This is a genomic window from Krasilnikovia sp. MM14-A1004, assembly GCF_047159485.1.
Classification (GTDB): domain Bacteria; phylum Actinomycetota; class Actinomycetes; order Mycobacteriales; family Micromonosporaceae; genus Actinoplanes.
This window is the reverse complement of record NZ_AP038773.1, coordinates 3,339,798-3,366,176: the sequence shown is the minus strand read 5'-3', so window position 1 is coordinate 3,366,176 and position 26,379 is coordinate 3,339,798. Positions and strand designations below refer to the sequence as shown.

The window sequence follows — 26,379 nt, the reverse complement described above, 5'->3', positions numbered from 1 at the left end:
CGGAGCGCGGCCGGGACTTTCCGCGTCCCCGCGGTTGCGGCTCCGCCCGTCAGGCGGTGGGATTACCCGGGGCCCGCGACGGTTCGCAGGAGCGCTGTGTCGTGATAGGAACGCGGGTACCGCGGCCCGCAGTCGATCCGGTCGCGCCCCGGCGTGCCGCGTTCGCCGGGCCCGGGCGAGCGGCGGATCCGTGGAGGGTTCATGGCGAGTGGGTCGGCGCACGACCGGGAGACACACGACCGGGAGACACACGACGGGGACTGGGCCGCCGAGGTCGGCGACGCGGACACCGTCCGGGCGGTCTTCGACGGTCTGCCGGTGCTCCTGCTCGGCATGGCGGGCCCGCAGCACCGGATCGTGGCCGCCAACGCCGCGTTCCGGGCGACGACCAGGCGCACCGGGCAGGTGGGCCGGACCGTCGCCGAACTCTTCCCGGAGATGCGCGGCCAGCAGGTCTACGAGATGTACGACCGGGTGTACCGCACCGGGCAGCAGCAGGTGGCCCGCGAGTGGCACGTCCAGATGGACGTCGAGGGCACCCTGACGGACGGCTACTTCGACTTCACGGTCACCCCGTGGCGGGGCCCGGACGGCGAGATCGTGGGCACGACGCTGGTCAGCATGGACGTGACCCAGCGGGTCGTCGAACGGCAGGCCGCGCAGGAGCGCGCCGAGGTCGCCGAACGCCGCTACGCCGCGGCCCGCGACACCATCGTCACGCTCCAGCGCGAGCTGCTGCCGGCGGGGCTGCCCGTGCTGCCGCGCGCCCGGCTGGCGGCCACGTACCTGCTGGCGGACGCGGACACCGCGGCCGGCGGCGACTGGTTCGACGCCGTCGCGCTGCCCGGCGGGCAGGTGGCGCTGACCGTGGGAGATGTGGTGGGCCACGGCTTCGCGGCGTCGGCGGTGATGGGGCAGCTGCGCGCCGTTCTGCAGGACCGGCTGCTCGGCGACGGGGACATCGCCGGCGCGCTGGCGGCGGTGGACCGGCTGGCGCGGCGGACGCCGGGGGCGCGGGCGGCGACCGTGTGCGTGGCCGTGCTCGACCCCGCCGACGGGGCGGTGGCGTACTGCACCGCCGGGCACCCGCCGCCGCTGGTGATCTCCGGGGACGGTCCGGGCCGGTACCTGCCCTCGACCGGTGCGGGTCCGCTCGGTGGCGACGCGACGTTCCCGGTCGGGACGGCCCGGCTGGCCGAGGGCGACCTGCTGGTGCTGTTCACCGACGGGCTGATCGAACGGTCCGGCCGCGACCACGCCGGCAGCCTGGTCGAGGTCGCCCAGGTCGCCGCGGATGCCGCCGCGGACCGGGTGCTGCTCGGCTCGGGCCTGACGGCTGTGCAACGGGTGTGCACCCAGACCCTGGAGCTGCTGGTGCGCCAGGCACCGCACACCGACGACGTCACGGTGCTGGCGGTGCAGCGGGTCGCGCCACCGCCGCCGCTGCGGCTGAGTCTGCCCGCCGTGCGCGGGGAGATCGCGCAGGCGTACCGGGCCGTCGGGCAGTGGCTGCAGGACCTCGGCGTGGGGGAGCAGGACGTCGCCGCGATGCGGCACGCCGTGGGCGAACTGGTCACCAACGGCGTCGAGCATGCGTACGCGGGGCGGCCGGCGGGCGGGATCACCGTGGTCGCCGAGCTGGCGCCCGACGGGGTGGTCCGGATCGAGGTGTCCGACCAGGGGCGCTGGCAGGACCGGCCACCCGCGCCGAGCGGGCGTACCGGCGGGCTCGGTCTGGTGCTGGCCGAGCAGCTCGCCGACTCCCTCCGGCTGCGTCCGTCGGCGGACGGCACGACCGCCGAGATCCGGCATTCCCTGTGTACGCCGGGCCGCCTGCTCACCCTCGACGAGGTCTCCGCCGGTGTCCCGGGTGCCCCGCAGCCGCACGATCCGGACCTGCTGCTGATCCTGGACGAGCCGTACGCCCCGGAACCGCGCGTCCGGGTCGACGGCCCGGTCAACGCCGTGACGGCCGGGCAACTGGGCGCCGACCTGCAACGGCTGACCCGGCACGGCACCCGCCCGCTGACCGTCGACCTGACCGGCGTCACGCTGCTGTCCAGCGCGGGCGTCGCCGTGCTGCAGGACGCCCTGCGCCGCAGCAGCGACCATCGCGGGCCCCTGCGGCTGTACGCCGAGCCCGGCAGCCCGGCGCAGCACGTCCTCGCGCTGACCGGCCTGGCGCACACCTCGACCGACCCGGCGACCGGGTAGCCCCGACGGCGGACCAGCCACCGCGGACGCGGAAGGGCCCGCCGACCCCGGCTGTTACGGCCGGGGGCGGCGGGCCCTTTCGTGGGAGGGTCAGCTCAGGCTGGTGAACCCGTCCACGGACACCGTCGGGCGGCCCGCGGTGCCCACCGCGACGATCTTGAGCGTGTGCTCACCGTCCGTGGTGGCACCGGCCCACAGCACCTGTCGGTCCAGCGGCTTGTCGGACTTGGTGTCCACCGTGGCCACCTTCTTGTCGTCGAGGTAGACGGTGGCGGCGCCGTATCCGGTGTTGCTGCGCGAACCGATCCAGGCCGCCTGGGTGCCGGTGAAGGTCCAGCTCACCGTCGCGTTGGCCGCGGTGGTCGCGCGGGCCGTCCCGCCGAGCAGGCCGGCGCTCTGCACCACCGGCCACTCGCCGGCGAACTGGCCCGCCGACTCGGCGGCCGAGGTCATGCTGACCTCACGGGTGGCGACGGTCGCGTTGCCGGCGCAGTCGGTCGCGGTCACCGTCACGGTGGCCGACGCCGCCCGCGGCAGCAGGGTCTCGACCCGTACGGTGCCGCTCTTGCCCGTGAACACCTGCTTGTCGCCGACGGCGACGGTGACCCCGCAGATCAGGTTGGCGTCGGTGGCCGACGCCGTGACGAGCACCGGCACGCCCTCGCCTCCGGCGCCCGTCTTCAGGGCGACGGTCGGCGTGGTCACGGTCGGCCCGGTCCGGTCCACGGTGACGGCGACCGCGGCCGACGTGCTCGTCAGGCCCGCCGTGTCCACGGCGACCACCGTCAGGTTGTGCGGCCCGGCGTCCAGCGACACGCTCGCGCTGGTCGTGGTCGACGTCTGCGCCGTCTCGCCGTCCACCCGCACCTCGTAGTGGTCCAGGCCGCCCGGGTCCACGGCCGCCGCCCAGGTGACCGTCAGGCTCTCCGCACCGGTCACCGCGCGGGCCACCGGGGAGGTGATCTTCGCCGGCTTCGGCGCGGTCGGGGTCGCCGTCACGGTGACGCCGAGGTCGTCGGAGTCCGGTGAACGCAGGCCGTTGCCGTTGATCGCGACCACCACGACCCGGTGCTCGCCGTCGGGCACCGCGACGGTCGCCGACTTGGCGGTGCCCTCGCTGCGCATGACCTCTTCGCCGTCGACCAGCACCGCGTACTTGCCGATGCCCGACTGCTTGTCGGTCACCGCGGCCCACGAGATCTTGGCCAGGTTGCCCGTCACCGTGCCCTCGGCCGCGGGAGGGGCGACCTTGGGCTGGTCGGGCGCGGAGGTGTCCAGGGTCCCCTTCGCGGTGGCGGTGGCCGACGCGTTGCCGATGGCGTCGCGGGCCCGTACGCCCAGCTGGTGCGCACCCTCGGTGGCGGTGCCGGTCTCCAGCATCCAGGACGTCTCGCTGCCCGACACGACCTCCTTGACCACGCCGTCGACGAGCAGGTCGTACTCGGCGACCTCCTGGGCGGGCGGGGTCCACGTGATCCGGGTGCCCGAGGGCTCGTTCGTGACCTTCGGCTTGGTCGGGGCGGCCACGGCGGCCTTGGCCAGCACCACGGTCCGCGCCCCGGCCTCGGAGCGGTTGCCGACCTTGTCGACGGCCACCACGGACAGCTTGTGCTCACCGTCCTTGGCGCTGGTCGCCAGCGTGGCCGTGGCGGAGGTGGCCGAACGTTCGGCGGTGCCGACCTTCGTCTTGTCGAGGAACAGCTCGTAGTGGTCGACGCCGGCACCCTCGTCGGTCGCCGCGCTCCAGGCGAGGCGGGGCGCGGTGCCCACGGTCGCCCCGCTGTCCGGCGAGGTGAGGGTCGGCGTGCTCGGCGCGGCGTTGTCGCCGTGCAGGGTCAGCGTCGGGCTGGCCTCACTCACCATGCCGACCTTGTTGACGGCGGTGACGCTGATGGCCATGTCGCCGGTGAAGGCGGGCACGGTCAGCAGGGGCGTCTTAGTGACCACGGTCTGGTCGTTGAGCGAGACCCGGTAGTCGGCGACGCCCGACTCCTTGTCGGCCACCGCGGGCCAGGTGAGCTTCACCGGCCCGGCGACGTACTCGCCGGACTTGGCGGTGGCGGTGAAGGTCGGGGTGGCCGGCGTCGCGGGGGCGCTGGTGTCGTTGAAGGTGTTGCCGACGCGCACCCGGGCACCGTTCGCGGTGACCTCCTCGACGGTCAGCGTCAGCAGCGTGCCGGGGATCGCCCACGCCTTGCCGACCTGCATCGCCCGCGAGTCCGTCAGCTCCGGGCTCATGTTCAGGCTGCGCGAGTCGGACTTGTCGGTGAGCCGCTGGTGGACCTGGACCCCGGCCCAGCCGGCGGGCAGGTCGCCGTCGCGGCCGGTCTTCGGCCGGTAGTCCACGTACAGGGTGGAGCCGGTCAGCGGGATCTTCAGGGCGCGGGTCTGCGAGATCGCGGTGATCGGGGGCAGGGTGACGACAGTGCCGTTCTCACCCACCACCGCGTCCTTGAGGGTGCCCAGGACGTCGGCGAGCGCGGAGTTGAGGTTGAAGCCGTCGGAGTTGCGCCCGAAGCCCATCACGTCGCGGTCGTCGTACTCCTTGACCGTGCAGCTGGTGCTCAGCGGCACCGTCTTGCCCTGCGTGCAGGTGGCGGCGTTGGCGTGCAGCAGGCCCATGTTGTGGCCGAACTCGTGCTCCCAGACGTCCGGCGCCGTGGTGCCGTCGACCCAGAGGTTGCCGCCGCCGACCGAGCCCTTGCCGGCCCACGAGCAGCCCATCTTCGGCCAGTACAGCAGCACGTGGTTCTTCATGGTCGGGGCGGACACCCCGGTGGCGGCGATCGCCGCGTTGGCGGCCGCCACGTAGTCGTCGCACGACTTCGGCTTCGTGATCAGCGTCCAGTCGCGGACGTCGATCGACGGGATCGTGACCCCGCCGTCGGTCTGCGCGTTCCAGTACGCGGCGACCTTGTCCGCCGTGGCCCGCAGCGTGGTGGTCGTCTGGGTGTCCTTGGTCGTCCAGTACACCGGGATCACGGTGAGCGAGTGCGTCCCCGCGACCGATGCCGCGAGCGGCGCGACGCCGCTGGCGACGCTGGTCCGCAGGACGGTCGCCTGGCCCGTCGTGAGCGCCGCCGCCACCTCGCCGGCGGTGTCGGCGCTGACCGGCGCCGAGACGGTGACCGCTACCTCGGCGCCGTTCTTCAGGCCCGCAGCGGCCCCGGCGGGCAGCTGCACCAGCGTGCCGCCGATGGTCACCAGCGGGGTGGGTACCGCCGGCGCGCCGGGTCGGAGGTCGTCCGGCAGCACCTGGGTGTACGTGCCGAACACGGTCGTCGTGTGGGCGGCCGGGGCGGCGAGCGCGGCGGTCGGCATGAACATCATGCCGCCGACGGCGAGGGGCGCGGCCGCGGCGTGTGCGAGCAGGCGAGCGATCATGAACCACAGATCGCCCGTGGCGGCGGCGGCTTGATGCAATGCCACCTCAAGACCGGCTCAAGATGACCTCAAGATGCATCCTGTTTCACGTAGGTCACCGTGCGGGCGACTCCCTCGGGGTTCGGCCCGCCCCCACGACCGGAACCGGGTACGGTCGCGAACGGAGCGAGCAGAAAGGTGCGCGCATGCGTCCCGGACCCGTACCTTCCGGCATCGTCGCGGCGGTGCTCGCCGTCTCGCTGGCCACCCCGCTCTGGCCCGCGGCCGCGGCCACCGGCGCGACCCGGCCGGACCGCACCAGCGCGGTCGAGGCCCGCCGCGTGGACCGGGTGCCGGCCCCCGCCCTGGACTGGTACCGCTGCCTCGACTACGCCGAGTGCACGACGGTGCACGTGCCCCTCGACTACGACCAGCCCACGGGCAGCCAGGTCGAACTGGCCGTGCTGCGGGTCAAGGCCCGCGACCAGCGGCACCGCATCGGCACGCTGTTCGTCAACCCGGGCGGCCCCGGCGGCCAGGGCACCGCGATCGCCTACTTCGCGCCGTACTTCCTGGGTGAGGGCGTGCTCGACCGATTCGACATCGTGGGCTTCGACCCGCGCGGCGTCGGCTTCAGCGACAACGTGAAGTGCTTCCGGTCCCCGCGGGAGCAGAGTTCGGCACTGGCGGACCTCAACGTCCCGTTCCCGTTCACCCGGGCGGAGACGACGGCGTACGTCGCCGCCGCCGAACAGTACGGCCGGGCCTGCTCCAGCACGGGCCGCCCGCTGAGCGGCGCGATGTCGACCGCGGAGGCCGCCCGCGACATGGACGTGCTGCGCCGCGCGGTCGGTGATCGGAAACTGACGTACCTGGGCTTCAGCTACGGCACCGCGCTCGGGCAGTACTACGCCAACATGTTCCCCGACCGGGTCCGCGCGCTGGCCCTCGACGGCGTCATCAACCCGATCTCGTGGACCGGCACCGCCACCACCCGCGACACGATCCTCGACGACCGGCTGCGCTCTGCCGACGGGGCGTACAAGGCGCTGCACGAGATCCTCGTGCGCTGCGACCGGGCGGGCGGGACGGCGTGCGTGTTCGCGCTCGGCGACCCGGTGGCCAACTTCGCGCTGATCGCCCGCCGGCTGCGCGCGGAGCCGCTGGTCTACGAGGACCCGGACCTCGGCCTCACCACGGTGACCTACGCCGACTTCGTCGGCAGCACCCTGGCCATGCTGTACGACCCGGCCGGTTACGACGGCATCGTCACCATGGCGCTCAACCTGCTGCTGCTCACCGAGCCACCGGCCGGTACGTCCGCGGCGGCGCGCCGGAAGGCGCGGCACGCGCTGGCCGCGCAGCTGCACCGGCTGCGGGACCGCCTGCCGGGGCGCGACTTCCCGTACGACAACAGCCTCGACGCGTTCCTCGGGGTCACCTGCACGGACACCCAGAGCCCCGCGGATGCGGCGTCGTGGCCCGCGCGGACCGCCCGTGCCGATCGGCGGGCCCCGTACTTCGGGCGCGCCTGGGCGTGGAGCACCGTGGCGTGCGCGAGCGACACCTGGACCGTGCGCGACGAGGACGCGTACACCGGCCCGTTCGACCGGCGCACCAGCGCGCCCGTGCTGTTCGTCGGCGACTACTACGATCCGGCGACCAACTACCAGGAGGCGGTCAGCGCGAGCAGACTGCTGCCGGGCAGCCGGCTGCTGTCCAGCGACAGCTGGGGGCACACCGCGTACGGCACCTCGGCGTGCGTGACCGACGCGGTGGACGCGTACCTGCTGCGGCAGGCGCTGCCCGCGGCCGGGACGGTGTGCACCGGTGACATCCAGCCCTTCGAAGGGGTGCCGGCCGCCGCCCTGGCCGCCGCCACCCACCCCGTGCCCGGCGCCGAGGGGATTGCGGTCCGCCCGAGTCCCGCCAAGGGCGCGGCGAAGAAGCTCCCGCCGGTCGACCCGCGCGGCATTCCGATCGGGCGCTGAACGGCTCAGCCGTACCGCTTGAGCTGCACCGCGTTCAGGGCGCGGACCGGCCCGCCCTGCATCGAGAGCAGCCGGCGCTGCAGGGCGGTGGGCAGCTTCGGCAGCAGCCACGCCGCCCGCGGGGTCAGCCAGGCCTGCTGCGCCGTACGCGGGATCAGCGTCTTCATCATGGCCGGCCCCATGGCGTGCCCGCGCCGCACCAGCTCACCAATCTGCCGCTCGTACGCCGCGAACGCGGTGGCGTACCCGCCGCCCGCGGCCCACAGCTCGCCCGCCAGCACGTACGCGCCGACCACCGCCGTGCTGGTGCCGCCGCCGACCGCCGGGCCGGGGGAGTAGCCGGCGTCGCCGACCAGCGTGACCCGCCCCCGTGACCAGCTGTCCATCACCACCTGGCTGATGGAGTCGAGGTAGAAGTCGTCCGCCGCGTCCAGCTCGGCCAGCAGGCGCGGCACCTCCCAGCCGTCGCCCGCGTAGGTCTCCCGCAGCAGCGCCCGCTGCCGGTCGAGGTCGCGGTGGTCGTATCGGAACTCCTCGGCCCGCCGGAACAGGAAGGTGGCGCGTGCCGCCCCGGTCTGCCAGACGGGGTAGAGGCCCGCCAGCTTCCCGGGTGCCAGGTAGGTCAGCATCCGGTGGGACAGCCGCAGATGGTTCGGCACGGTGTAGACCGCGAGATAGCCGCCGATGTAGCGGCGGAACTGAGCCGCGTCGCCGAAGGTCAGCGCTCGCACGTTCGAGTGCAGGCCGTCGGCGCCCACCACCAGGTCGAACGTCCGCGCGGCGCCACGCTCGAAGGTGACCCGGACGCCGTCGGCGGTGTCGTCCATCGTCGCGATCGAATCGCCGAACACGTACTCGACGTCGTGGCGGGTCGCCTCGTACAGGATAGAGGCCAGCTCGCCACGCATGATCTCCACGTGCCGGTCGGCGAACGCACCCACCAGGCCGCTCATGTCGATGTCGATCGGGGAGCGGCCGGGACGGATGAACGAGATCTCGTCGGTGCGCGTGCGCGCATCGATGACCGTGGGTAGCAGGCCCATCCGGTCGGCCACCTCGACCGCGGGGCCGAACAGGTCCACGGCGTGGCCGCCGAGGCCCCGGCGCAGCTGCGGCGTCCGCTCCAGCACGGTCGGTTCGAAACCGAACCGGTGCAGCCAGTACGCCAGCGTCGGACCGGCCACGCTGGCGCCCGAAATGAGCACCTTCACGCCTGCACCGTACCCGCTGCCGATATTGGGATGGTTCGGCCCAAGAATTCGATCACCATTTGCCGGGCTCTGTTCACGCTGTTACCCTTCGGCCCACTCCCGATACGGTCGCCCACTCGTCTGGGCGGGTCCGGCCGTGCTCCGGCACCGGCCCACGCGGGGGGAACGGGGAGAGGAGATCGGGGCCTGTGGCAGGCGGAACTGGCAAGCTCGTCGTTGGACGCCGGCGCGAATGGTGAGCAGGCGACGGGTCTTCGCGGTGGGTGCGTTGTCGGCGGCGGGACTCGGTGGCGCGGCGTTCGGCATCGGTCAGCTCTTCTCCCGTAAGCCGGCGGCCGGCACCGACGACGCCGTGCGCCACCTGCACATCACCGCCCATCCGGACGACGACCTGTACTTCTTCAACCCGGATCTGCTGCAGGACGTCGTCGACGGCACGCACATCCTCGGCATCTGCCTGACCACCGGCGAGGCGGACGGAAAGAACTTCCCCGCCGGCAACCCGCTGATCAAGGAACAGCCCGTACGGTTCACGGACTACGCCGCGGCGCGGCAGAACGGCCTGCGCGCCGCGTATGCCCGGATGGCCGTCGGTGACGCGGGCAGCCCGTGGAAGCGCGTCGCCACCACGACGCGTACCGGGGCTCCGGTCGAGGTGGCGACGCTGGTCGCGGCGCCGCGGATCCGGCTGATGTTCCTCAACCTCTGGAACGACGGCGCCAACGACCCCGACTTCGGCCGGGGCAACGTGCGCGCCCTCTGGTCCGGAACCCAGCCGCAGGCGCCCACCATGCAGCCGACCGGCAGCCCGGTGCCGGGCGGTTTCGTCCACACCCGACAGTCGCTGGTGGACACGCTCGTCGAACTCGTGACCGACTTCGACCCGCACTGCATCCGGCTGATGGATCCGGACCCGGACTTCCAGGTGCACGACGCGACCCACCCCCGCAACGCCGACTCCGGGAACTTCTCCGACAACGGGGACCACACCGCGGCCGCCCTGTTCAGCTGGGCGGCCGTGCAGGAGTACTGGCGACGCGGCCACGACGGAGTCGCGGACAGCTACCGCGGCTACTACAACCAGCGCTGGCCGCAGAATCTGCGCAAGGACGCGTACGACCAGAAGCTGGAAGTGCTGGCCACGTACGGCGGGGGCGACGGCCGCCCGTGCACCGATCCGGTCGGCTGCGGCGATCTCAAGCTCGGCAACCGTGCGGCGTCGCGGGAGTACGGCTGGAGCACGACCCATCGCTACGGCACCAGTGTGAGCTGGCTCCACCCGGCCGGGGACGGTGCGCTGCACGCCTTCGCGGTCCACGGCGGCCGGCTCGTACGGTGGGCGGAGAAGGCGCCCGGCGCACAGTCGTGGCAGGCCGGTGAGGTGATCGGTGGGGCAGACCTGCTGCCGTACGTGACGGTCGGCCGCAACCGGGCCGGCGGGCTGCAGGCCTTCGGGATCCGGATGATCCCCGCGGGCGACCCGCAGCAGCAGGTCCGGGAGCTGGGCACGTTCGCCCAACCGGCCCCGGGCGCCGCATTCGGCGCCTGGGAGGGCCTCGGCAATCCGCACGAGGCCGAACGCGATCCGACGCGCCGCCGCCGGATCGGCATGCCCGTCGTGGGACGGTTCGGCGACGGCCGCCTCGCGGTCTTCGTGCGCAACGGTGGTACGGGCCTGAGCGCCCGGATACAGGACGCCGGCGGCACCTGGCGGCCATGGGCCGATCTCGGCGGGGGCGACTCCCAGGACGGCCTGTCGGTGGTCACCGTGGCCGGCGGCCTGGTCGAGGTGTACGCGTCGACGCACACCGGTGTCCTGCGCTGGTACCAGGAACGCGCGGACGGACCATGGCTGCGCCAGCCGCTGCGGATCCCCGCACCCGCGGCGCCGCCGACCGTGGTGTCGCTGGCCGACGGCCGGCTGGTGCTGCTGGTTCGCGAGGGCGCGACCGCCGACGTCCTGGCGTACGTGCAGCCGTCCCCCGGCACGTGGGATCTGCGCCGCCCGCTGCGACTCGGCAGCGACGGCGGTTTCGGGCCGGTGGCCGCGGCGCTGGCTCCGGCCGACGGGCGACTGCTGCTGGCCATCCGCAACAACCGCGGGACGGTGAGTGTCCGCCCCACCGACGGCTCCGGCACCGACGGCAACTGGGCCAAGGTCGGGCTGGCGGTGTTCCACTCGCCGGCCGTCGCCGCCGACCAGCAGGGCCGGCCGGTCGTGGTCGCGCTGCAGCGGGACGGGCAGCCGAGGGTGCGACGGATGGTGGGCGGCGAATGGCGCAGCGAAGCCCTGCCACCCGCGCCGCGCCAGGGCCGGCCGCGTACCTAGGGACGGACAGAACAGTGAATGCGGTTGCCATCGGGCTCGGTTCCCTGCGGGCCCTGCGGTCGGCGATGCGGCGCGGCCCGGCGGTCACCGCCCGGTTCGGCGGGGTGTTGGACGGGCGCACGCTCAACCTCGATCTGCCGGTGCCCGGGATCGCGGCGGCGGACGTCACGAGTGCGGAGATCCGGATCAGGCGCGGCCTGAGTACGCATGCGGTGCAGGCCCGGGTGCGCTCCGACGTCGGCGGTTCGTGCGCGGTGGCGGCGACGGCGCTGCTCGCCGGGGGTGCTCGGGGGCTCGGCCTCCAGTCCGGCGCCCCCTGGCTCGTGGACCTGGTGGTGTGGACCGGGGGACGCCCCCGGTCGTACGCGGTGCTCGCCGCAGACCCGGCGGCGGCCGTGGACGGGCCGACGCTCGCCGCCCCACCCGACCCGGTGACCGGCTGGCGGTACGAGATCCGCGCAGGCCGTACACGACGGCTCTGCCTGCAGGCGGTGCCACCGGGCCCCACAGCCGAGGTGACCGCGGTCCACGTGGACTGGCTGGAGGCCAGCTTCGCGGTACGGGTGCTCGGCGGCGCGCAGGCGGGCGGCCGGGTGGAGTTCACCGCCCGTACCGGTGAGGGCCGGACGACGGCCACGACCGAGCCCGCCCCCGACGGGGTCCGCTGCCGGATTCCGCTGCGGGAGCTGGCTTTCCGGGGTGGAGAGAAGGAGACCTTCTTCGACGTGCACCTGCGGACCGGCAAGCAGCGCCTGCGGGTGGGCCGGTTCCTCCACGACGTGTCGGCTCCGAAGACCGTGCTCGTGCCACCCACCGGAATCGTCTGGGCCGACCACGGTCTGGCGGTCCAGCTGCGCCCGTACTACACCCCGGCCGGCAACTTCACCATTGCCTGCCGTCCCCTCGGCTCCCTCTCGGCGAACGGCGTTTCATGAAGATCACCTTCCTGCTCACCTGGGGTGACGCGCTGGGCGGCACCGAACGTGCCGTCCTGCGTCAGGCGAACTGGCTCGCCGACCGGCACGACGTCGAGGTTCTGAGCGTTTTCCGGACCCGCGACACCCCCGCCTTCACGGTCGACCCCAGGGTCCGCATGACCTACCTTGTGGACACCCGCGAGTCCCTGCACCAGCCGGTCGGGCGGCAGCTCGACGACGAGGTCTGCCGCGTACTCGCGGCCACCCCGAGCGAGCTCGTCAGCGCCACCTGGGAGCAGGCGTTCAGCCGGCTCACCGACCTGGAGCTGGAGCGTACGCTGCGCGAGTGCGACGCGGACGTGGTCGTCTCGACGACCCCCGCGCTGCTGGCCGTGATGACCACGCTGGTGCCGCGCCGGGTCGTGACCGTGCACCAGGAGCACCGGGTGGCCGAGCTGCGCGGCTCGTCGGGTGAGCCGCTGAAACTGTTCTCCGCCCGGCTCGACGCGGTCGTCCTGCTGTCGGAGCCCACCCGGGCCTGGTTCGCGTCGCTGCTGGGCGATGCGACGCCGCGGCTGGCGGTGATCCCCAACTCGATCGACGACGGCTACCGGCCGCAGTCCAGCCGCACCAACCCGAGCATCGTGATGGCCGGCCGGCTGACCGGCGAGAAACAGTTCGATCACGCGATCAGCGCGTTCGGGCTGATCGCCGACGACTTCCCCCAGTGGTCACTGCGCATCTTCGGCGACGGCGCCCGGCGGGAACTGGAGAATCAGGCCGTCGTGCTGGGCCTCGGCGAGCAGGTGCAGCTACTGGGCTCCACCACCACGATCGAGAACGAGTGGGCCAAGGCCGCGATCGCCATGGTCACCTCGCGGGTCGAGTCGTTCGGCCTGACCCTCGTCGAGGCGATGGCCGCGGCGGTGCCGGTGGTGGCGTACGACTGCCCGAACGGCCCGCGGGAGATCATCGACGATCAGCAGACGGGTTTCCTGATCCCGCCCGGTGACGTCGAGGGTCTCGCCGCGGCCCTGCGGGAGCTGATCGAGAACGAGGACCGCCGGCACTCGATGGGCGAGGCCGCCGCGGTGGCGGTCGAACGGTTCGCCCCGGACGTGGTGATGGCCCGCTGGGAGCAGCTGTACGCGGAGCTGCTGGCCGGACGCGACGCCCCCGGCTGGTGCGACCGGCGCACCTCCGCGATCGCGCTGTACCAGGCCCAGCGCACGGACGCCGGAGTGGTGGAGACGCTGACGGCCCGGACGGAACTCGGCCAACCGGACGTCGAATCCTGGATCGACGACATGATCGCCGCCCAGCCGCACCTGGTTCGCAGCCGGGGTCAGCTCACCCGGGTCCGTAACGACGTGACCCCGCACGAGGCCGCGAAGGCGAACCTCGACCTCGCCGTCGCCGCGCTCGACGGCGCGAACCTCGACTACTTCGTGGTGCGGCAGGCGACGCCGACATACCGCGTCGCGGTGTACGAGACCGACCGGGCCGAGGTGCTGTCGGCGATCGCCCGCTCCACGAAGTTGCGAGCCGCCTACGTCGAGGCGTTCGACGTCCGGCACCGCACGCTCGGCAACTGGCCCGCCGCCATCAGCGACACCGTCGAGCAGCTGCGCACCGCCGCATCCCTGCGGATCTTCGAACCGATCATCACGACGACCCACACCATGCGGATCGGCGCCATCTACGGGTGCGAACTGGAGTTCTGGACCACCTCCGACGAGGCCGACGAGCTCATCGGCCCGGCACCGACGCTCGCGGGGAACCCGTTGTCCGCGTCGTCGTTGACACCCGCGCACATCACCATTGGCGAGCGTGAATACCGAACGGTGGAACCGTTCACCCGCCGACTTGTCAGCGACCTGGCTTTCCCGATCGACGCGGTCTATACGTGGGTCGACGGCGACGACCCGGAATGGCTGCGCCGGAAGATGGCCGCCCTGGGCGAGGAATTCACCGGCGAAGGCGCCATCCAGGGTGGTGCGCGTTTCCGCAGCCGCGAGGAACTGCGCTATTCGTTGCGCTCCGTCGACCTGTTCGCCCCGTGGATCAACCGGATCTTCATCGTCACCGACCGCCAGGTCCCGGCCTGGCTGGACGTCGAGCATCCCCAGGTCCGCATCGTCGACCACCGTGACATCTTCGCCGACCCGGACTGGCTGCCGACGTTCAATTCGCATGCCATCGAGACGCAGCTGCACCATATCGAGGACCTGTCCGAGCATTTCGTCTATCTGAACGACGACGTGTTCTTCGGCCGTCTGATCAGCCCGAACACGTTCTTCAATGCCGGTGGGCTGCCCAAGACGTTCGTCAGCCGCACGCAGATCCCGTTGACGCCGATCAGCGACGCGGACGAGGCTTTCGCGGTCGCCGCCAAGAACAATCGGGTGCTGCTGGAGCAGGCCTACGGCCGTACGCTGATGCAGGGATTCCTGCACACCCCGCATGCCCATCGGCGCAGCACCCTGGCCGCGATCGAGGGCGAATTCGCCGCGGCCATGGCGCAGACCGCCGGCAACCGCACCCGCTCGGCGTCGGACGTCTCGCTGCTCTCCTCGCTGGCCCATCACTACGGCCTGATCACCGGCCGCGCCGTCGAGGGCGGTATCCGGTGCGGATTCGTCAACGTCGGCCTGCAGGAGCACCATCCACGGCTGAAGTCGTTGCTGCAGCGACGGAATCAGGACGTGTTCTGCCTCAACGACTACCACGACGGTGACGTGCCGGCCGAGGACCAGGAACGGATCATCAGCGCGTTCCTGGAGGCGTACTTCCCCATCCCGAGCAGGTTCGAACGCGGCAGCGAGCGCAACCGGCGCGCCCGGGGCGCAGGACACTGATCACGACTGATGCCGGTCACCCGGAACGGGTGACCGGCATCAGGGGTGTCACGCGCCGCCTCAGCGGTGCTGGGCCGCCATGGCGCCGGCGGAGCGGTTGGTCTGCCCGGGCAGGATCGGGCTCCCCGCCCGGGCGGCGCGGGCCAGTTCGGTCGCGCTGAAACCGGCCCGCTCGGCGGCGACGTCGTCCGGCAGCTCGAACGGCGACCGGAACGGGAAGTACTGGGGCAGGAAGTCCTCCATCATGGCCTCCTGCTCGCCGAGGGCCACGGTCGCGGAGTCCGTGTCGTTGAGGCAGAAGACGTCGCAGTGCCGCTGTGCCAGCAGGAACGCGAGCTGCACCGGCGTCGACGGGTGCGCCAGGTCGGCGTAGGTGTACTTGATCTGGCCCGGCACGGCCCGCCCGGTCAGGTACGACCAGTAGTGCTGCAGCGAGGACGGGATCGACAGGTCCTCGGGGTGCCGGAACGGATGCGACGCGGTCTGCCGCACGTCCTCGGTGTACGTGTCCTCGATCTCCTGCAGCACGCTCCTCTGCAGCGGGTACGGGACGTGCTGCATCTTCTGGCTGATGGCGCGCCCGAACCGTTCGAGGATGTGCCGCCGGTTGTTCTTGCCGGCCGCCGTGACCGGCGCGTCGTAGATCGTGGCCGGTCCGGCCTCGAGCTGCGCGGAGGACAGGAAGAACTTCGCGATCCCGTTGGCGTGGAAGAACGACGTCGGTGCGATCGGCCGGCCGATGAACATGTCGTCGTTGAAGTAGATGAAATGCTCGGCGAGCCCGGGGATGAGGTGCAGCCGCGATTCGATGGCGTGCGAGTTGAAGGTCGGCAGCACGCCGGTGTCGCCGAACAGCTCCCGATGGCTGACGACGGTCAGCCCGGGAGCCGACTCGTCCAGCCACGGCGGGATCTGGTCGTCGGTCACCAGGTAGATGTGCCGGATCCACGGGGCGAACGCGACGATCGAGCGCAGCGCGTACTTGAGTTCGTCGCGGCTGATGAACCGGGAGTGGTTCGTGGCGATCACGTTGATCTTCTGGTGGCCGAACGCCGTCAGGGCGGCGTTCTTCCGTTCCCGCCAGTCCGGATCGTCACCGTCGACCCAGGTGAAGACGGCGTCGATGGGGAATCGGACGTCGTCGGGCAGCGGCACCGCGAACTCCGACCGGGAGCGGTACCGGGCTGCGCCGTCGGGCGGCAGCATGCCGTTCAGGGCCGCCGCCTCGACCCGGACCGGCTCCGCGTCCAGCGGCAGCGCGCTGGCCACCCGGTTGCGGCGCGGGCCGACGATCATGGCGGGTTCGCCGCGCTTGCTCGGCAGGTCGCGCCAGAACTCGATCTCGCAGGCCGATCCGCTGCCCAGGACGGTGGTGCCGCGTGGGTCGGTGATCGGGAAATGGACCTGGATGGCGTTCTTGACCTGCCGCCCGGCCCGGAAGCCGGTGTCGTCGACCCTGCCCACCCGGATCTCGGCGCCGTGCAGCTGCGTGTCGGTGCGCAATGCGTCGAGTGTCCGTGCACGCTCCGTAGCGTTCACTGCTACGACGCTGTGTGTGTTGAGCAGGGGCCGTACGCAGAAGTAGTCGATCCCGGCCCGCTCCAGCACCCCGGTCACCGCGTCGAGGTTCTGCTGCCACGCCGCTGCCGGCGTCATGTCGGTCACCACGCGGGCGCGGATGGTCCGTCCGCGGTCGCGCGCGCGGATGAGGTCGCCGGCCTCGGCCGGGCGCCGCAGCGCGCGCTGGCGCGTGAGCCGGCGCACGAGCCAGAGCTGCCGGTGGGGCGGGAGCACCTCCAGCATCCGCAGGCGGTGGCTCTTGGGCAGCAGTCGGTAGAGCCGGTGAGCGATCATGCTGCGCTCTCCGGGGTGGCGTGACACATCTCGGTCGGACCCCCGTTACATCTGCCACTTTCCGTGGTGGGCCCCGAATCTAGTTACTAGACGCTAGTGAAACAAACTCGTCTCTGTACGTGACCATCTCATGATGATCTGGTGACAGAGATGCCCGAAAAGTCGGGGCGATGTGTCGGACTTAAGATCATTTAGACGCGACGCGCTGGCGCGGAGACACCTGGGGTGAATCGCACCCCTACAGGTCTCTTGCGATGACCTCTACTGCTTGTCCGATAAGCCCGTCAGGACGGGTCTGTGCCCACCCGGACGGCCGGCGGGGGCAGCTGCTCGATGGTCTGCACCGTCCAGAACACGGCGAACAGCAGGGCAACGACGATCTCCAGCCAGAACAGCGCAAAGGCATTCACGATCACCAGTACGGTCCCGACCACCGCGACCACCACCATGGCCCACGCGATCCAGGCGTACCGGTCGAAGCGGTGCGGCGGACGGACCAGCACGTCGCTCGCGGCCCTCAGCGTCTGCGCGACCCCTGGGGAGCCGCCCTGGCCCGGGCCGCCCTGGCCCGCGCCGCCGTGCCGCAGCGCGTTGGCGACCGTGACCGCGATGATGCACAGGAACAGGCCGATCGCGGAGATGTAGTGGGCATGGTCGACGAACCACCCGACGCTCACCGCGAACGCGACGCCCGCGGCCGCGTACGCCACCGCGGCCACGCCGAACGCCCACCGGAAGCCCCTACCGGTCGACCCGTCGCGGCGGGCGAACAGCACCGCGGCGACCAGCCCGAGCAGGCCCACGGCCAGCAGCGCGACCATGTTGTTCTCGACGTTGGCCCGGGTCGCGTCGGCCAGCGCCAGCACCGACGGGCAGTCCGCGGCGCCCGCCGCCTTCTCTGTCATCAACGGGCCGGCCGCGTCCCTGCAGGCGTCCACCGCGGTGCCGTAGTCCTCGCCCCGCGAGGTGGGCACGACCGCGACGACCGCGGCGCACATCCCGCCCAGGTTCAGGAACACCTCCTCCACCCCGGTGGTGCCCTGCAGCGCGATCATGCAGACGGCCATGCCGATGAGGGCGCCGACGAAGATCGCCTGAGCGGGGGTGTAGTAGTAGGCGCTGACCGAGGCCAGGGGGTGCAGCCCCTGCTTGGCGGTCTGGAAGAACACCGCCACCCCGAGGCAGAGCAGCAGACCCACCAGGGCGGTGCGCAGATACCGGTACGACTTCACGAACGTGTCGCTCTGCCGCGGATACTGCTGCTGCGGAATCAACCCGGCCCCCGGTCAGCTCCCCGTGATGGTGGTCCCGACGTGACGTCGTGGATCTCAACGACCAGGGGTGGGCCGCGGTTATGTCGCGAGCTACACCGTGAACTCGGCGATCGCCGTGTGCAGCGCGGTGCTGGCGGCGGCCAGTTCCGTGGCGGTACCGGCGGCCTCCTCGACGTCGCGGGCCGTGTTCTCGGTGGTCTCGGCCAGCTCGGCGATGGTGGCGGCGATCTGGTCGCTGCTGTCCGCCGCCTCGTGCAGGCTGTCGTTGATCCTTCGGGTGGCGTGCGTCTGCTCGTCGATGGCGGAGGCGACGGTCTCCTGGAAGTCGTCGATGCGCCGGATCACGTCGCTGATGGCGTCGATGGCGTGGATCGCCGAGCCGGTGTCGGTCTGGATGGTGCGGACCTTTCCGGTGATGTCGCCGGTGGCCCTGGCGGTCTCCTGGGCCAGGTCCTTGACCTCCCCGGCCACCACGGCGAAGCCCTTGCCCTGGTCGCCGGCGCGGGCGGCCTCGATGGTGGCGTTGAGGGCCAGCAGGTTCGTCTGGGCGGCGATGCCGTCGATGAGCGCGACGATGTTGCTGATCTCGGTCGACGAGGTGCCGAGCCGGGTGATCGTGGCGGCCGTGTCGGTGGCGGTGGTGACGGCCTCGCTGGCGATCTGGGCGGCCGCCTCGGCGCTGGTGCCGATGCGGGCGATCGCGGTGCCGACGTCGCCACTGCCCGCCACGACCGTACGCAGGCTGGTGCGGACGTTGTCCGCGGCGCCGGAGACGTCAGTGGCGCGGCGGCGGGCCTGGTAGGCGGAGGCGGCCATGCGTTCGGCCACACCGGACAACCGGCCGGACAGCTCGGCCACCGCCCCGGCTCCGGCCAGGACCTGCCGCATGGCGGCCTGCAGCGCGTGGCCGCTGGTGTCCACGGCGGTGCCGAGGGCGCCCAGTTCGTCGCCGCGGTGCACCCCGGTACGGGCGGTCAGATCGCCCTCGGCCAGCCGCCCGAGGGTGTGCGTGACGGTCCGCAGTGGACGCACGATCGAACGCGTGACGGCGATTGCGGCGATCACCGCCAGCAGGACGGCCGCGGCGAGGGTGATGCCCAGCATCACGGTGCCCATCGTGCGGGCGCGCGCGGCCTCGGCCTTCAGCGCCGTCGTGCGGGCCTCTGTCGACTCGTGCACCCGGTCGTTGATCTCGATGCTCTTGGTGTACGCGTCGTTCGAGACGCCCTCGTTGATGCTCTTGAGCGCCTCGGCCCGCGCCGCCACCGTGTCCTGGCGCAGCAGGCCCACGATCCGGTCGTCGTCGACGAAGAAGCCGTCCCAGATGCCGCGCAGCTTCGCCACCTCTGCATGCTCGGCGGCGGTCAGGGGCACCTTCTCGGCCGCGTCGATCGCCGCGTACAGGGCGTCCTTGGCCTCCAGCTCACCGGCGCGGTTGTACGACTTCGGGTCGGTGGCCTTGACGCCCCCGACGACGGAGGCGTCGGCGATGAGCAGGCTCTGCCAGCCGGTGATGTCCGCGACCTCGTAGATGAACGTCTGCATCGCCTCGCGCGCGGCGGTCAGTTCCGCGATGCGGTGCTGCACCTCGTTCTGCGTGTTCATGCCCTGCCAGCCGGCGGCCGCCGTGGCGGAGAGCAGGGCGATCAGCAGGGCGAAACAGACGGCAAGCCGGTGGCCCACCCGCAGGCGACTGAACATGAAGGCTCCAAGGTCGTACGCAGTGCACCGACCATCGGCCTGCGGTGGGGTGACCTTTGCCTTGTCGCGACGCCGGTCACGTGGTGTTCGTTACTGTCCGCGGCTGCGCTGCTACGCGGCGCCCTGCTGGCGGCGGCGCGCCAGCTCCTCCCGCTGGACGTGGAACACGTGCGCGGCCAGCCGTTCGTGGCACGCCTCTTCGACCTCGGAGAAGTCCGCCCGGACCATGCTGCCCGGCTCGTCCTCGATGATCTCGGAGACGGTGCCGATCAGGTCGAGCATGCCGTCGGGCAGGGTGAGCCTGATGTCCACCTTGGTCGGAGCGCTCAGCCGTCCGTTCGTGGACTCCAGGACGGCGGCCATCCCGCCCGCGGACAGGTTGATCGTCTGCCCGGAGAGCCAGTCCTCCTGGTCGGGCAACCGGACGACGACGGGCAGGGTGGTGCGTACCCGGATCCACCGGCGCCGCTGCTCGTGCACCACGTCGCCCGCCACGACCAGATTCCAGGCCGTCGGGGTGGTCGAGGCCACGGTGACCGCGACGTGGCGCAGGCCGGTGTCGACCGGCCACTGCAGGGTCACGGTCGCGTCGTCGGCGGGCTTCTCGGCGCCACCGGTGTTGGTGATCACGAGGCGGTCCTCGTCGACGATGGCGACCGTGCCGTGGATCGTCGCCGCATGGGGTTCGTCCGCGGTGGCGACCAGGATCGTGGCATCACTGCCCCGGCGGCACAACAGACTCTCGGCGGACTCCGCCTCGAAGTCGGCGTCGACCTCGTCGACACCGCCCCTGCGCTTCAACCAGTCCCAGGCCACGTCCTGTCTCCTCGCCGTGGTGTGGCGATCCGCCTTTCGGACGGCGGGCCTCGGGCCAGGGATCGCCGGCCGCCGCGGTCCGCCGCTTGCCATCGAGGGACGCTGCCGTCGCCTCTCAAGCAACGAGATCGGTCCCCGGCTGGGCGAGATGAGGAGTTCACCAGCGCGAGTGGGGTGAGACCTCCGCCGCACCACCGTCGCCCACCGTATCGACGAGCTTACCGCCTGCGATGGTGCGCGCGGTCGGCCCCTGGCACCGCGGCCGGACGGGGCTGTGCTCGACCTGGGCAACCCGCCTGCAACCGAACGGCGGTGGCCGCCGAGATGTCCGATTCCCGGGGTGGCGGGTCGATCTTCATGACAGAAGGTCCAGGGCCAGGGGGCCCAAAGCCCGTGTCCGAGGGGGTTCTGCCGGGACACGCTCAGACGGTCCGGATCGACTTCGCGGCCGCCCGGACCTGCGACAGCGCCGCGAGCGAACGGACGGTGACGAGGACCATGAGCACACGGGAGGACCGGGCCGCACAGCCCGGCGCCGAGCGGGCCGGCGCTGGGCAGATCAGCGCTGGGCAGATCAGCGGGGGACAGCGCGGGCTGATGCTGACCCTGGCCACGGTCGGCTTCGCGATCAACTTCTGGGCGTGGGCGCTGCTCAGCCCGCTGGCGCCGAAGTTCCAGGCCGCCCTGCACCTGAGTTCGTTCCAGCAGGCGCTGCTGGTCGCGGTGCCGGTGGTGGTCGGCGCGGTCGGGCGGATCCCGGTCGGCGCGCTCACCGACCGCTTCGGCGGCCGGGTGATGTTCCCCCTGGTGTCGCTGACCACCATCGTGCCGGTGCTGTATCTGGGGCTGTCCGGGCACACGTCGCTGGCCGGCCTGCTGGTCGGGGGCTTCTTCCTCGGCATCGGCGGCACCGCGTTCGCGGTCGGTGTGCCGTTCGTCAGTGCCTGGTTCCCGCCGGAGCGCCGGGGCCTCGCGGTCGGCATCTTCGGCGCCGGCATGGGCGGCACCGCGATCAGCGCGCTGACCACGGTGAAGCTGGTCAACGCGTACAGCATCCGCACGCCGTTCGTGATCACCGCGGTCGTGCTGGCGCTCTACGCGGTCGTTGCGGCGCTGCTGCTGCGCGACGCGCCGGGCCGGGCCGTCCCGGCGGCGCCCCTGGTGCAGCGGCTGGGCGCGGTGCTCAGGCTGCGCATCACCTGGCAGGCGGCGGTGCTGTACGCGGTCGCGTTCGGCGGCTACGTGGCGTTCTCTGTCTACCTGCCCGCGTACCTGAAGACGGCGTACGGCCTGACGCAGGCCGACGCGGCCAACCGGATGGCCGGGTTCGTGCTGCTGGCCGTGGTGATGCGCCCGGTGGGTGGCTGGCTGTCCGACCGCCTCTCGCCGACCCGGGTGCTCGCGGTGGCGCTGAGCGTGGTCGCTGCCGGTGCCTGCGTGCAGGCGTTCACCCCTAGCCTGGCGCCGCTGGGCACGATCGCCTTCCTCTCCATGGCCGCGGCTCTCGGCGCGGGCAGCGGTGCCACCTTCGCCCTGGTCGCGCAGCGGGCCCCGGCCAACCAGGTCGGTTCGGTCACCGGCGTGGTCGGCGCCGCGGGCGGCCTGGGCGGCTTCGTGCCCCCGCTGGTGATGGGCGCGATCTACGGCGCGTACGGCAGCTACGCCATCGGCCTGATCCTGCTGGCGATCGTGGCCCTGGGTGCCCTGGCGCTGACGGTCACCGCGGTGGCGCACCCGCCCGCCCGGTCGGGCCGCCCGGCCGCCCGGATCGCCCACTGATCAGTAGCAACGGGGTCCCCCTTCCGGATTCAGGACCACTGTGCGGATCACAGCGGCCCTGCCGGAAGGGGGACCCCATGGCGACCCGTACCCACCCGGCCCGGCGCAGGTGGTCACCCGGTCCGGCGTGCTCGAAGTAGTACGACGAGCCGACGCGGCTGATTCGACCGGTTCGCCGCGGCCCGCCGGTGACGACGGGCAACGGTCGCGGAAAATGCGGTGAAACTGCTGTTCCCGGGCCCGCGGCCGCCGATTGTTCACCCGTCTGATCACGAGATGGGGGAGCTGCAGTGGCGCGGTTCGGGTCTTTCAGCAAGGGCGAGTCGGTGCACCCGTTGGTGGGTTCGGCGGACGCGATGCGCGCGGTGCTCGGGGCGCTCCCGGCCGTGGTGATCGTCGTGGACGACAACGGTGACGTGGTCTGGCGCAACGAGCTCGGCACCAAGCTGATGACCCGCGTCGCCGCCGAGCGGGGACCGGCCGCGCTGCAGGCGCTGCGCGACACCTTCAAGAAGGTGGTCACCCAGGTCACCGAGTTCCCGTACACAGAGACCCGCAAGATCGACGGCGGCGAGATGGACGTGTACGCCGAGGTCGTCGTCGACCGCATCCCGGGCGGCGGGTTCGTCGCGACCTGGGGCGACGTGACCGGCCGGGAGACCTCCGCGGCGGCGACGGCCGGACTGGCCGCGGACCTCGACGGCGCGGTGCACTCCCTCAACGGCCTCGGCGACCACCTGGCGGCCGCCTCCGGCGACACCGCCGAGCAGGCGGAGTTGATCTCGCAGGGCTCCGCCGAGATGACGGAGAGCATCCGCGAGATCTCCACCCGCGTCAGCGCCGCGGCCGCCGACACCGGCGCGGCCGTCGAGTCGGCCCGCAACGCCGCCGAGACGATGGTCCGGCTGCAGGAGTCGAGCCGCCAGATCAGCGACGTCACCAACCTGATCACCTCGATCGCCGACCAGACCAAGCTGCTGGCGCTCAACGCGACCATCGAGGCGGCCCGGGCGGGGGAGAGCGGCAAGGGCTTCGCCGTGGTCGCGGGTGAGGTCAAGGACCTCGCGGCCCGCACCGCCGAGGCGACCCAGCAGATCATCGCGATGGCCGACGCCATCCAGGGCGAGAGTTCGCAGGTCGACGGCGCGATCGCCGGCATCGTGGAGCTGATCGACAGGGTCGCCGAGCAGCAGACGATGATCGCCGGGGCGGTCGAGGAGCAGACCGCCACCACCGCGCAGATGTCCGGTGGGGTGCGCTCGGTCGCGGAGTCGGTCCAGGCCTCCGTGCAGGCGGCGGAGACCGTCCGCGCGGCGGCGATGGCCATCAGCGGCCAGGTGGAGCGGCTCAACCAGACCGTGGTGAGCCGGGTCTTCTGACCCCACCGCGGGGGCGGTGCGAAAATTCCTGGATCATGACTGCACATCCGGCGGGCCCGCGTACGTCTCTATGGGTGTGACCTTCGAGCAGTTCGCCGTAGCCCGGATTCCGAGCCTGTTGCGCTACGCGATCGTCCTGACCGGCGATCGTGACCTCGCCCAGGACATCGTGCAGGAGGTGCTGGCCCGGGCCCACGTCAAGTGGCGGCGGATCACCGGGGCCGACTCACCCGAGGCGTACGTCCGCCGGATGGTGCTCAACGAGTACCTCTCCTGGCGGCGGAGCTGGGCGGCGCGCAACGTGCACGCCGTGGGCGAGCGGCTGGTGGACCTCGACGACGCCCGCGGCGGGGCACCGGACCACGCCCAGGACGTCGTGGAGGCCGACGCGCTGTGGCACCGGCTGGCCACGCTGGGCCGTAAACAGCGCGCCGTGCTCGTGCTGCGGTACTACGAGCATCTGGACGACGACGCGATCGCCGAACTGCTCGGCTGCTCGCCCGCAACGGTGCGCAGCCACGCCTCGAGGGCACTGAAGAACCTCCGGCTGTCGTCGGAGCGACCCCACATGATCCACGCCCAGGAGGCGTCGTGACCCACCTTGAAGAGCAACTGCGCGAGGCGTTCGAGGCCCACCAACACCCGACCCCCGATCCGGGGGACGTCTACGCCCGGATCCAGCAGCTGTCCCGTACCTATCGACGGCGCCGACGGGGCGCCCAGGCCGCGGGCGGCGCGGTGCTGGGTGCCGGCCTGCTGGCGGGCGCGATCAACCTGCCTTCGTTCCTGCCGGGCCGCCCGGCCGACGGCGTGAGCATCGTGATGCCCGCCGCCGCGCCGTCGGCGTCCGCCGCGCCGTCCGAGGCCGAGCTGCAGCGGGACTTCGACGCCTACTTCGCGGCCGGCTACGACTACGACGACGCGGTCCAGCTGGCCAAGCTCTGGCACTCGAAGGGCGACATCGGCACGGTCAAGGCGGAGGCGGGGCGGCGCCTGCTGGCGGGCGAGACGCTGCCGATCAAGCCGGGCACCGGCACCCCTGCGACCCCGGCGCCCGAGGACAAGCAGGAGCAGGCCCGGCTGGACGCGTTCTTCGGGGCGGGCTACGACTACAACGACGCCGTGAAGCTGGCCAAGTTGTGGCATCTGCCCGATCCGTACGCGGCGAAGGTGGCCGGCGGCAGGCGCGTGCTGGCCGGTCAGCACCTGCCGATTGCGCCGGACCCGAAGAAGGCCGCCGAGGCCCGGCAGGCCAAGCAGTTCGACGCGTTCTTCGCGGCCGGCTACACCTACGACGACGCGGTGCAGCTGGCCAAGCTGTGGCATCTGGCCAGCCCGTCCGAGGCGAAGGTCGCGGCCGGTAAGAGGCTGCTGGCCGGCGAAACCCTGCCGATCAAGCCGTGACCGTACGGCTGCACCGGCGAACCGGGTTCGAGATCGAGCTGATGGCCCCGCCGGGCCGCAGCCGGCGCACCCTCGCCCGCGAGCTGGCCCGCCGGTACGGCGGCTCGGTTCGCCCGGTGTGGCACCACGACAGCGAACCGTCCCTGGTCCCCGGCCTGGGACGGTTCCTGCACCTCACCCGGGGTTTCGAGGTACGCGACGGCGACGGCGCCCCCCTGTGCACGCTCGTGGACGACGTCACGCTGCTGGCCGACCTGGACCCGCGGGCCGCCCCGCGGCCGGGCTGGTACCGGATCCTCAGCGACGACCCCCGGCTGACCCGGCTGATTGCCGCGCACAGCGATCCCGGCGGCACCCTCGACACCGCGCTGGACGCGACGGCGCGGCTCTGGGACAGCGCGGTGCAACGCCACGGCGACGTGTACCGGCTCGACGACCCGGCCGGTGTGACGATCGCGCTGGCCGCCCCGCTGGGCGGTGAACGGGAGCGCCCCTGCGAGATCGTGACACCGCCGCTGACCGGCGACCACCACGCCGCGCTGGAGCGGCTGCTCGGCCCGGCCCGTGAGCTGGGTTTCACCGTCCCCCGGGAGGCCGCCGTCCACCTGCACGTGGACGGCGGGCCGTTCCGGTCGGCGCCCGCGTTGGCGAACCTGGTCCGGCTGTTCGCGTACTGGCGCGAGCCGCTGCGCACGCTGCTGGGGACCAATCCGGCCTGCCGCCGCCTCGCCCCGCTGCCGCCGGCCCTGGTCGCCGCCGCCGACGGCACACCGACGTACGAGGACCTGCGCCGGGCGGCGGCCGACGGCGGCCTGACCAAGTTCTTCGACGTCAACCTGACCCAGCTGCTGACCGAGACCCCGGTGCGGGACACAGTCGAGGTGCGGATCCTGCCCGGCGCGATCGACGCGTCCGCCGTCCTCGACCGGGCCGGGGTGGTCGAACTGCTACTCGACCGCTGCCTCGACCCCGAACCGTTCCCGAACGCCCCGGCCGATCCGGCGGCGGCGGTGTCCGCGCTGATGGAGCACGCCGCCGGGGTCCTCGCCGCGCGACCCGGCTGAGACCCGCTCGGCGACGACCCCGGGTGGCCGTCGGCAGGTCGGTGCGCCACTTCAGGAGCCGTGGCGGGCGTCACTCAAACATCCGTGGGGAAATGGTCCGCTGTGCCCAGCGGGCTCCGATAGTCGTGACCGGGTCTGCACGCTCCGTAGCTCGCCGCATCGACCAGGCGTGCACCCCGACCGGTCCCATCCCCCAACCGGACCATCCCCGGCGCCGCCGGGGCC

Annotated in this window: 16 protein-coding genes; 10 read left to right on the top strand and 6 right to left on the bottom strand. The window is 72.2% G+C overall.

The annotated features are described in order from the left end of the window. Window positions 1–201 precede the first annotated feature (201 nt). Window positions 202–2,214, top strand: coding sequence for a SpoIIE family protein phosphatase (locus tag ACMCNN_RS15125; protein WP_412746839.1), 2,013 nt, complete (start codon window positions 202–204; stop codon window positions 2,212–2,214). Window positions 2,215–2,304: 90 nt separating this feature from the next. On the opposite strand, the gene ACMCNN_RS15120 is transcribed toward ACMCNN_RS15125, so the two are convergent. Next, window positions 2,305–5,643 carry an Ig-like domain-containing protein gene (locus ACMCNN_RS15120; RefSeq protein WP_412746838.1) on the bottom strand — a complete coding sequence of 1,113 codons (3,339 nt, stop codon included), beginning with the start codon at window positions 5,641–5,643 and terminating at the stop codon, window positions 2,305–2,307. Between the two features lie 140 nt (window positions 5,644–5,783). Between ACMCNN_RS15120 and ACMCNN_RS15115 the strand changes: the two genes are divergently transcribed. After that, window positions 5,784–7,568 (top strand): alpha/beta hydrolase, encoded by a 1,785-nt coding sequence (locus ACMCNN_RS15115; protein ID WP_412746837.1) that lies wholly within the window; start codon window positions 5,784–5,786, stop codon window positions 7,566–7,568. A gap of 5 nt (window positions 7,569–7,573) precedes the next feature. Here the strand turns inward: ACMCNN_RS15115 and ACMCNN_RS15110 are convergent, their stop codons facing one another. Beyond that, window positions 7,574–8,779 carry an FAD-dependent monooxygenase gene (locus ACMCNN_RS15110; protein ID WP_412746836.1) on the bottom strand — a complete coding sequence of 402 codons (1,206 nt, stop codon included), beginning with the start codon at window positions 8,777–8,779 and terminating at the stop codon, window positions 7,574–7,576. 232 nt (window positions 8,780–9,011) lie between these two features. On the opposite strand from ACMCNN_RS15110, the gene ACMCNN_RS15105 reads away from it, so the two are divergent. Genes ACMCNN_RS15105 through ACMCNN_RS15095 form a run of 3 tightly spaced genes read left to right on the top strand, consistent with a single transcriptional unit; the run spans window position 9,012 to window position 14,883 of the window. Then, window positions 9,012–11,108, top strand: a complete 2,097-nt coding sequence (locus ACMCNN_RS15105; RefSeq protein WP_412746835.1) for a PIG-L family deacetylase — start codon at window positions 9,012–9,014, stop codon at window positions 11,106–11,108. 14 nt (window positions 11,109–11,122) lie between these two features. Beyond that, window positions 11,123–12,043 carry a hypothetical protein gene (locus tag ACMCNN_RS15100; RefSeq protein ID WP_412746834.1) on the top strand — a complete coding sequence of 307 codons (921 nt, stop codon included), beginning with the start codon at window positions 11,123–11,125 and terminating at the stop codon, window positions 12,041–12,043. Beyond that, window positions 12,040–14,883 (top strand): Stealth CR1 domain-containing protein, encoded by a 2,844-nt coding sequence (locus tag ACMCNN_RS15095; RefSeq protein WP_412746833.1) that lies wholly within the window; start codon window positions 12,040–12,042, stop codon window positions 14,881–14,883. Before ACMCNN_RS15100 ends, ACMCNN_RS15095 begins: the two co-directional genes overlap by 4 nt. A 60-nt stretch (window positions 14,884–14,943) precedes the next feature. On the opposite strand, the gene ACMCNN_RS15090 is transcribed toward ACMCNN_RS15095, so the two are convergent. From ACMCNN_RS15090 to ACMCNN_RS15075, 4 genes are all read right to left on the bottom strand, one after another. Further along, complete coding sequence (locus ACMCNN_RS15090; RefSeq protein ID WP_412746832.1) at window positions 14,944–16,737, bottom strand: stealth family protein; 1,794 nt, start codon at window positions 16,735–16,737, stop codon at window positions 14,944–14,946. Window positions 16,738–17,021: 284 nt separating this feature from the next. Next, window positions 17,022–18,011, bottom strand: a complete 990-nt coding sequence (locus ACMCNN_RS15085) for a hypothetical protein (RefSeq protein WP_412746831.1) — start codon at window positions 18,009–18,011, stop codon at window positions 17,022–17,024. A 90-nt stretch (window positions 18,012–18,101) separates the two neighbouring features. After that, window positions 18,102–19,712 (bottom strand): methyl-accepting chemotaxis protein, encoded by a 1,611-nt coding sequence (locus tag ACMCNN_RS15080; protein ID WP_412746830.1) that lies wholly within the window; start codon window positions 19,710–19,712, stop codon window positions 18,102–18,104. A gap of 111 nt (window positions 19,713–19,823) precedes the next feature. Beyond that, window positions 19,824–20,528 (bottom strand): PilZ domain-containing protein, encoded by a 705-nt coding sequence (locus ACMCNN_RS15075; RefSeq protein WP_412746829.1) that lies wholly within the window; start codon window positions 20,526–20,528, stop codon window positions 19,824–19,826. A gap of 597 nt (window positions 20,529–21,125) precedes the next feature. Between ACMCNN_RS15075 and ACMCNN_RS15070 the strand changes: the two genes are divergently transcribed. The 5 genes from ACMCNN_RS15070 (at window position 21,126) to ACMCNN_RS15050 (ending at window position 26,154) form a co-directional block, all read left to right on the top strand. Then, window positions 21,126–22,307, top strand: coding sequence for an MFS transporter (locus ACMCNN_RS15070; protein WP_412747178.1), 1,182 nt, complete (start codon window positions 21,126–21,128; stop codon window positions 22,305–22,307). Window positions 22,308–22,597: 290 nt separating this feature from the next. After that, a complete protein-coding gene (locus ACMCNN_RS15065; RefSeq protein ID WP_412746828.1) occupies window positions 22,598–23,686 on the top strand; it encodes a methyl-accepting chemotaxis protein in 1,089 nt (362 codons plus the stop codon). A 70-nt stretch (window positions 23,687–23,756) separates the two neighbouring features. After that, a complete protein-coding gene (locus ACMCNN_RS15060) occupies window positions 23,757–24,281 on the top strand; it encodes a SigE family RNA polymerase sigma factor (RefSeq protein ID WP_412746827.1) in 525 nt (174 codons plus the stop codon). Beyond that, on the top strand, window positions 24,278–25,090 hold the full coding sequence (locus ACMCNN_RS15055) for a hypothetical protein (protein ID WP_412746826.1): 813 nt from the start codon (window positions 24,278–24,280) through the stop codon (window positions 25,088–25,090). The genes ACMCNN_RS15060 and ACMCNN_RS15055 overlap by 4 nt, the downstream gene beginning before the upstream one ends. After that, window positions 25,087–26,154: an amidoligase family protein gene (locus tag ACMCNN_RS15050; protein WP_412746825.1), complete on the top strand. Its 1,068-nt coding sequence runs from the start codon at window positions 25,087–25,089 to the stop codon at window positions 26,152–26,154. Before ACMCNN_RS15055 ends, ACMCNN_RS15050 begins: the two co-directional genes overlap by 4 nt. Window positions 26,155–26,379 lie beyond the last annotated feature (225 nt).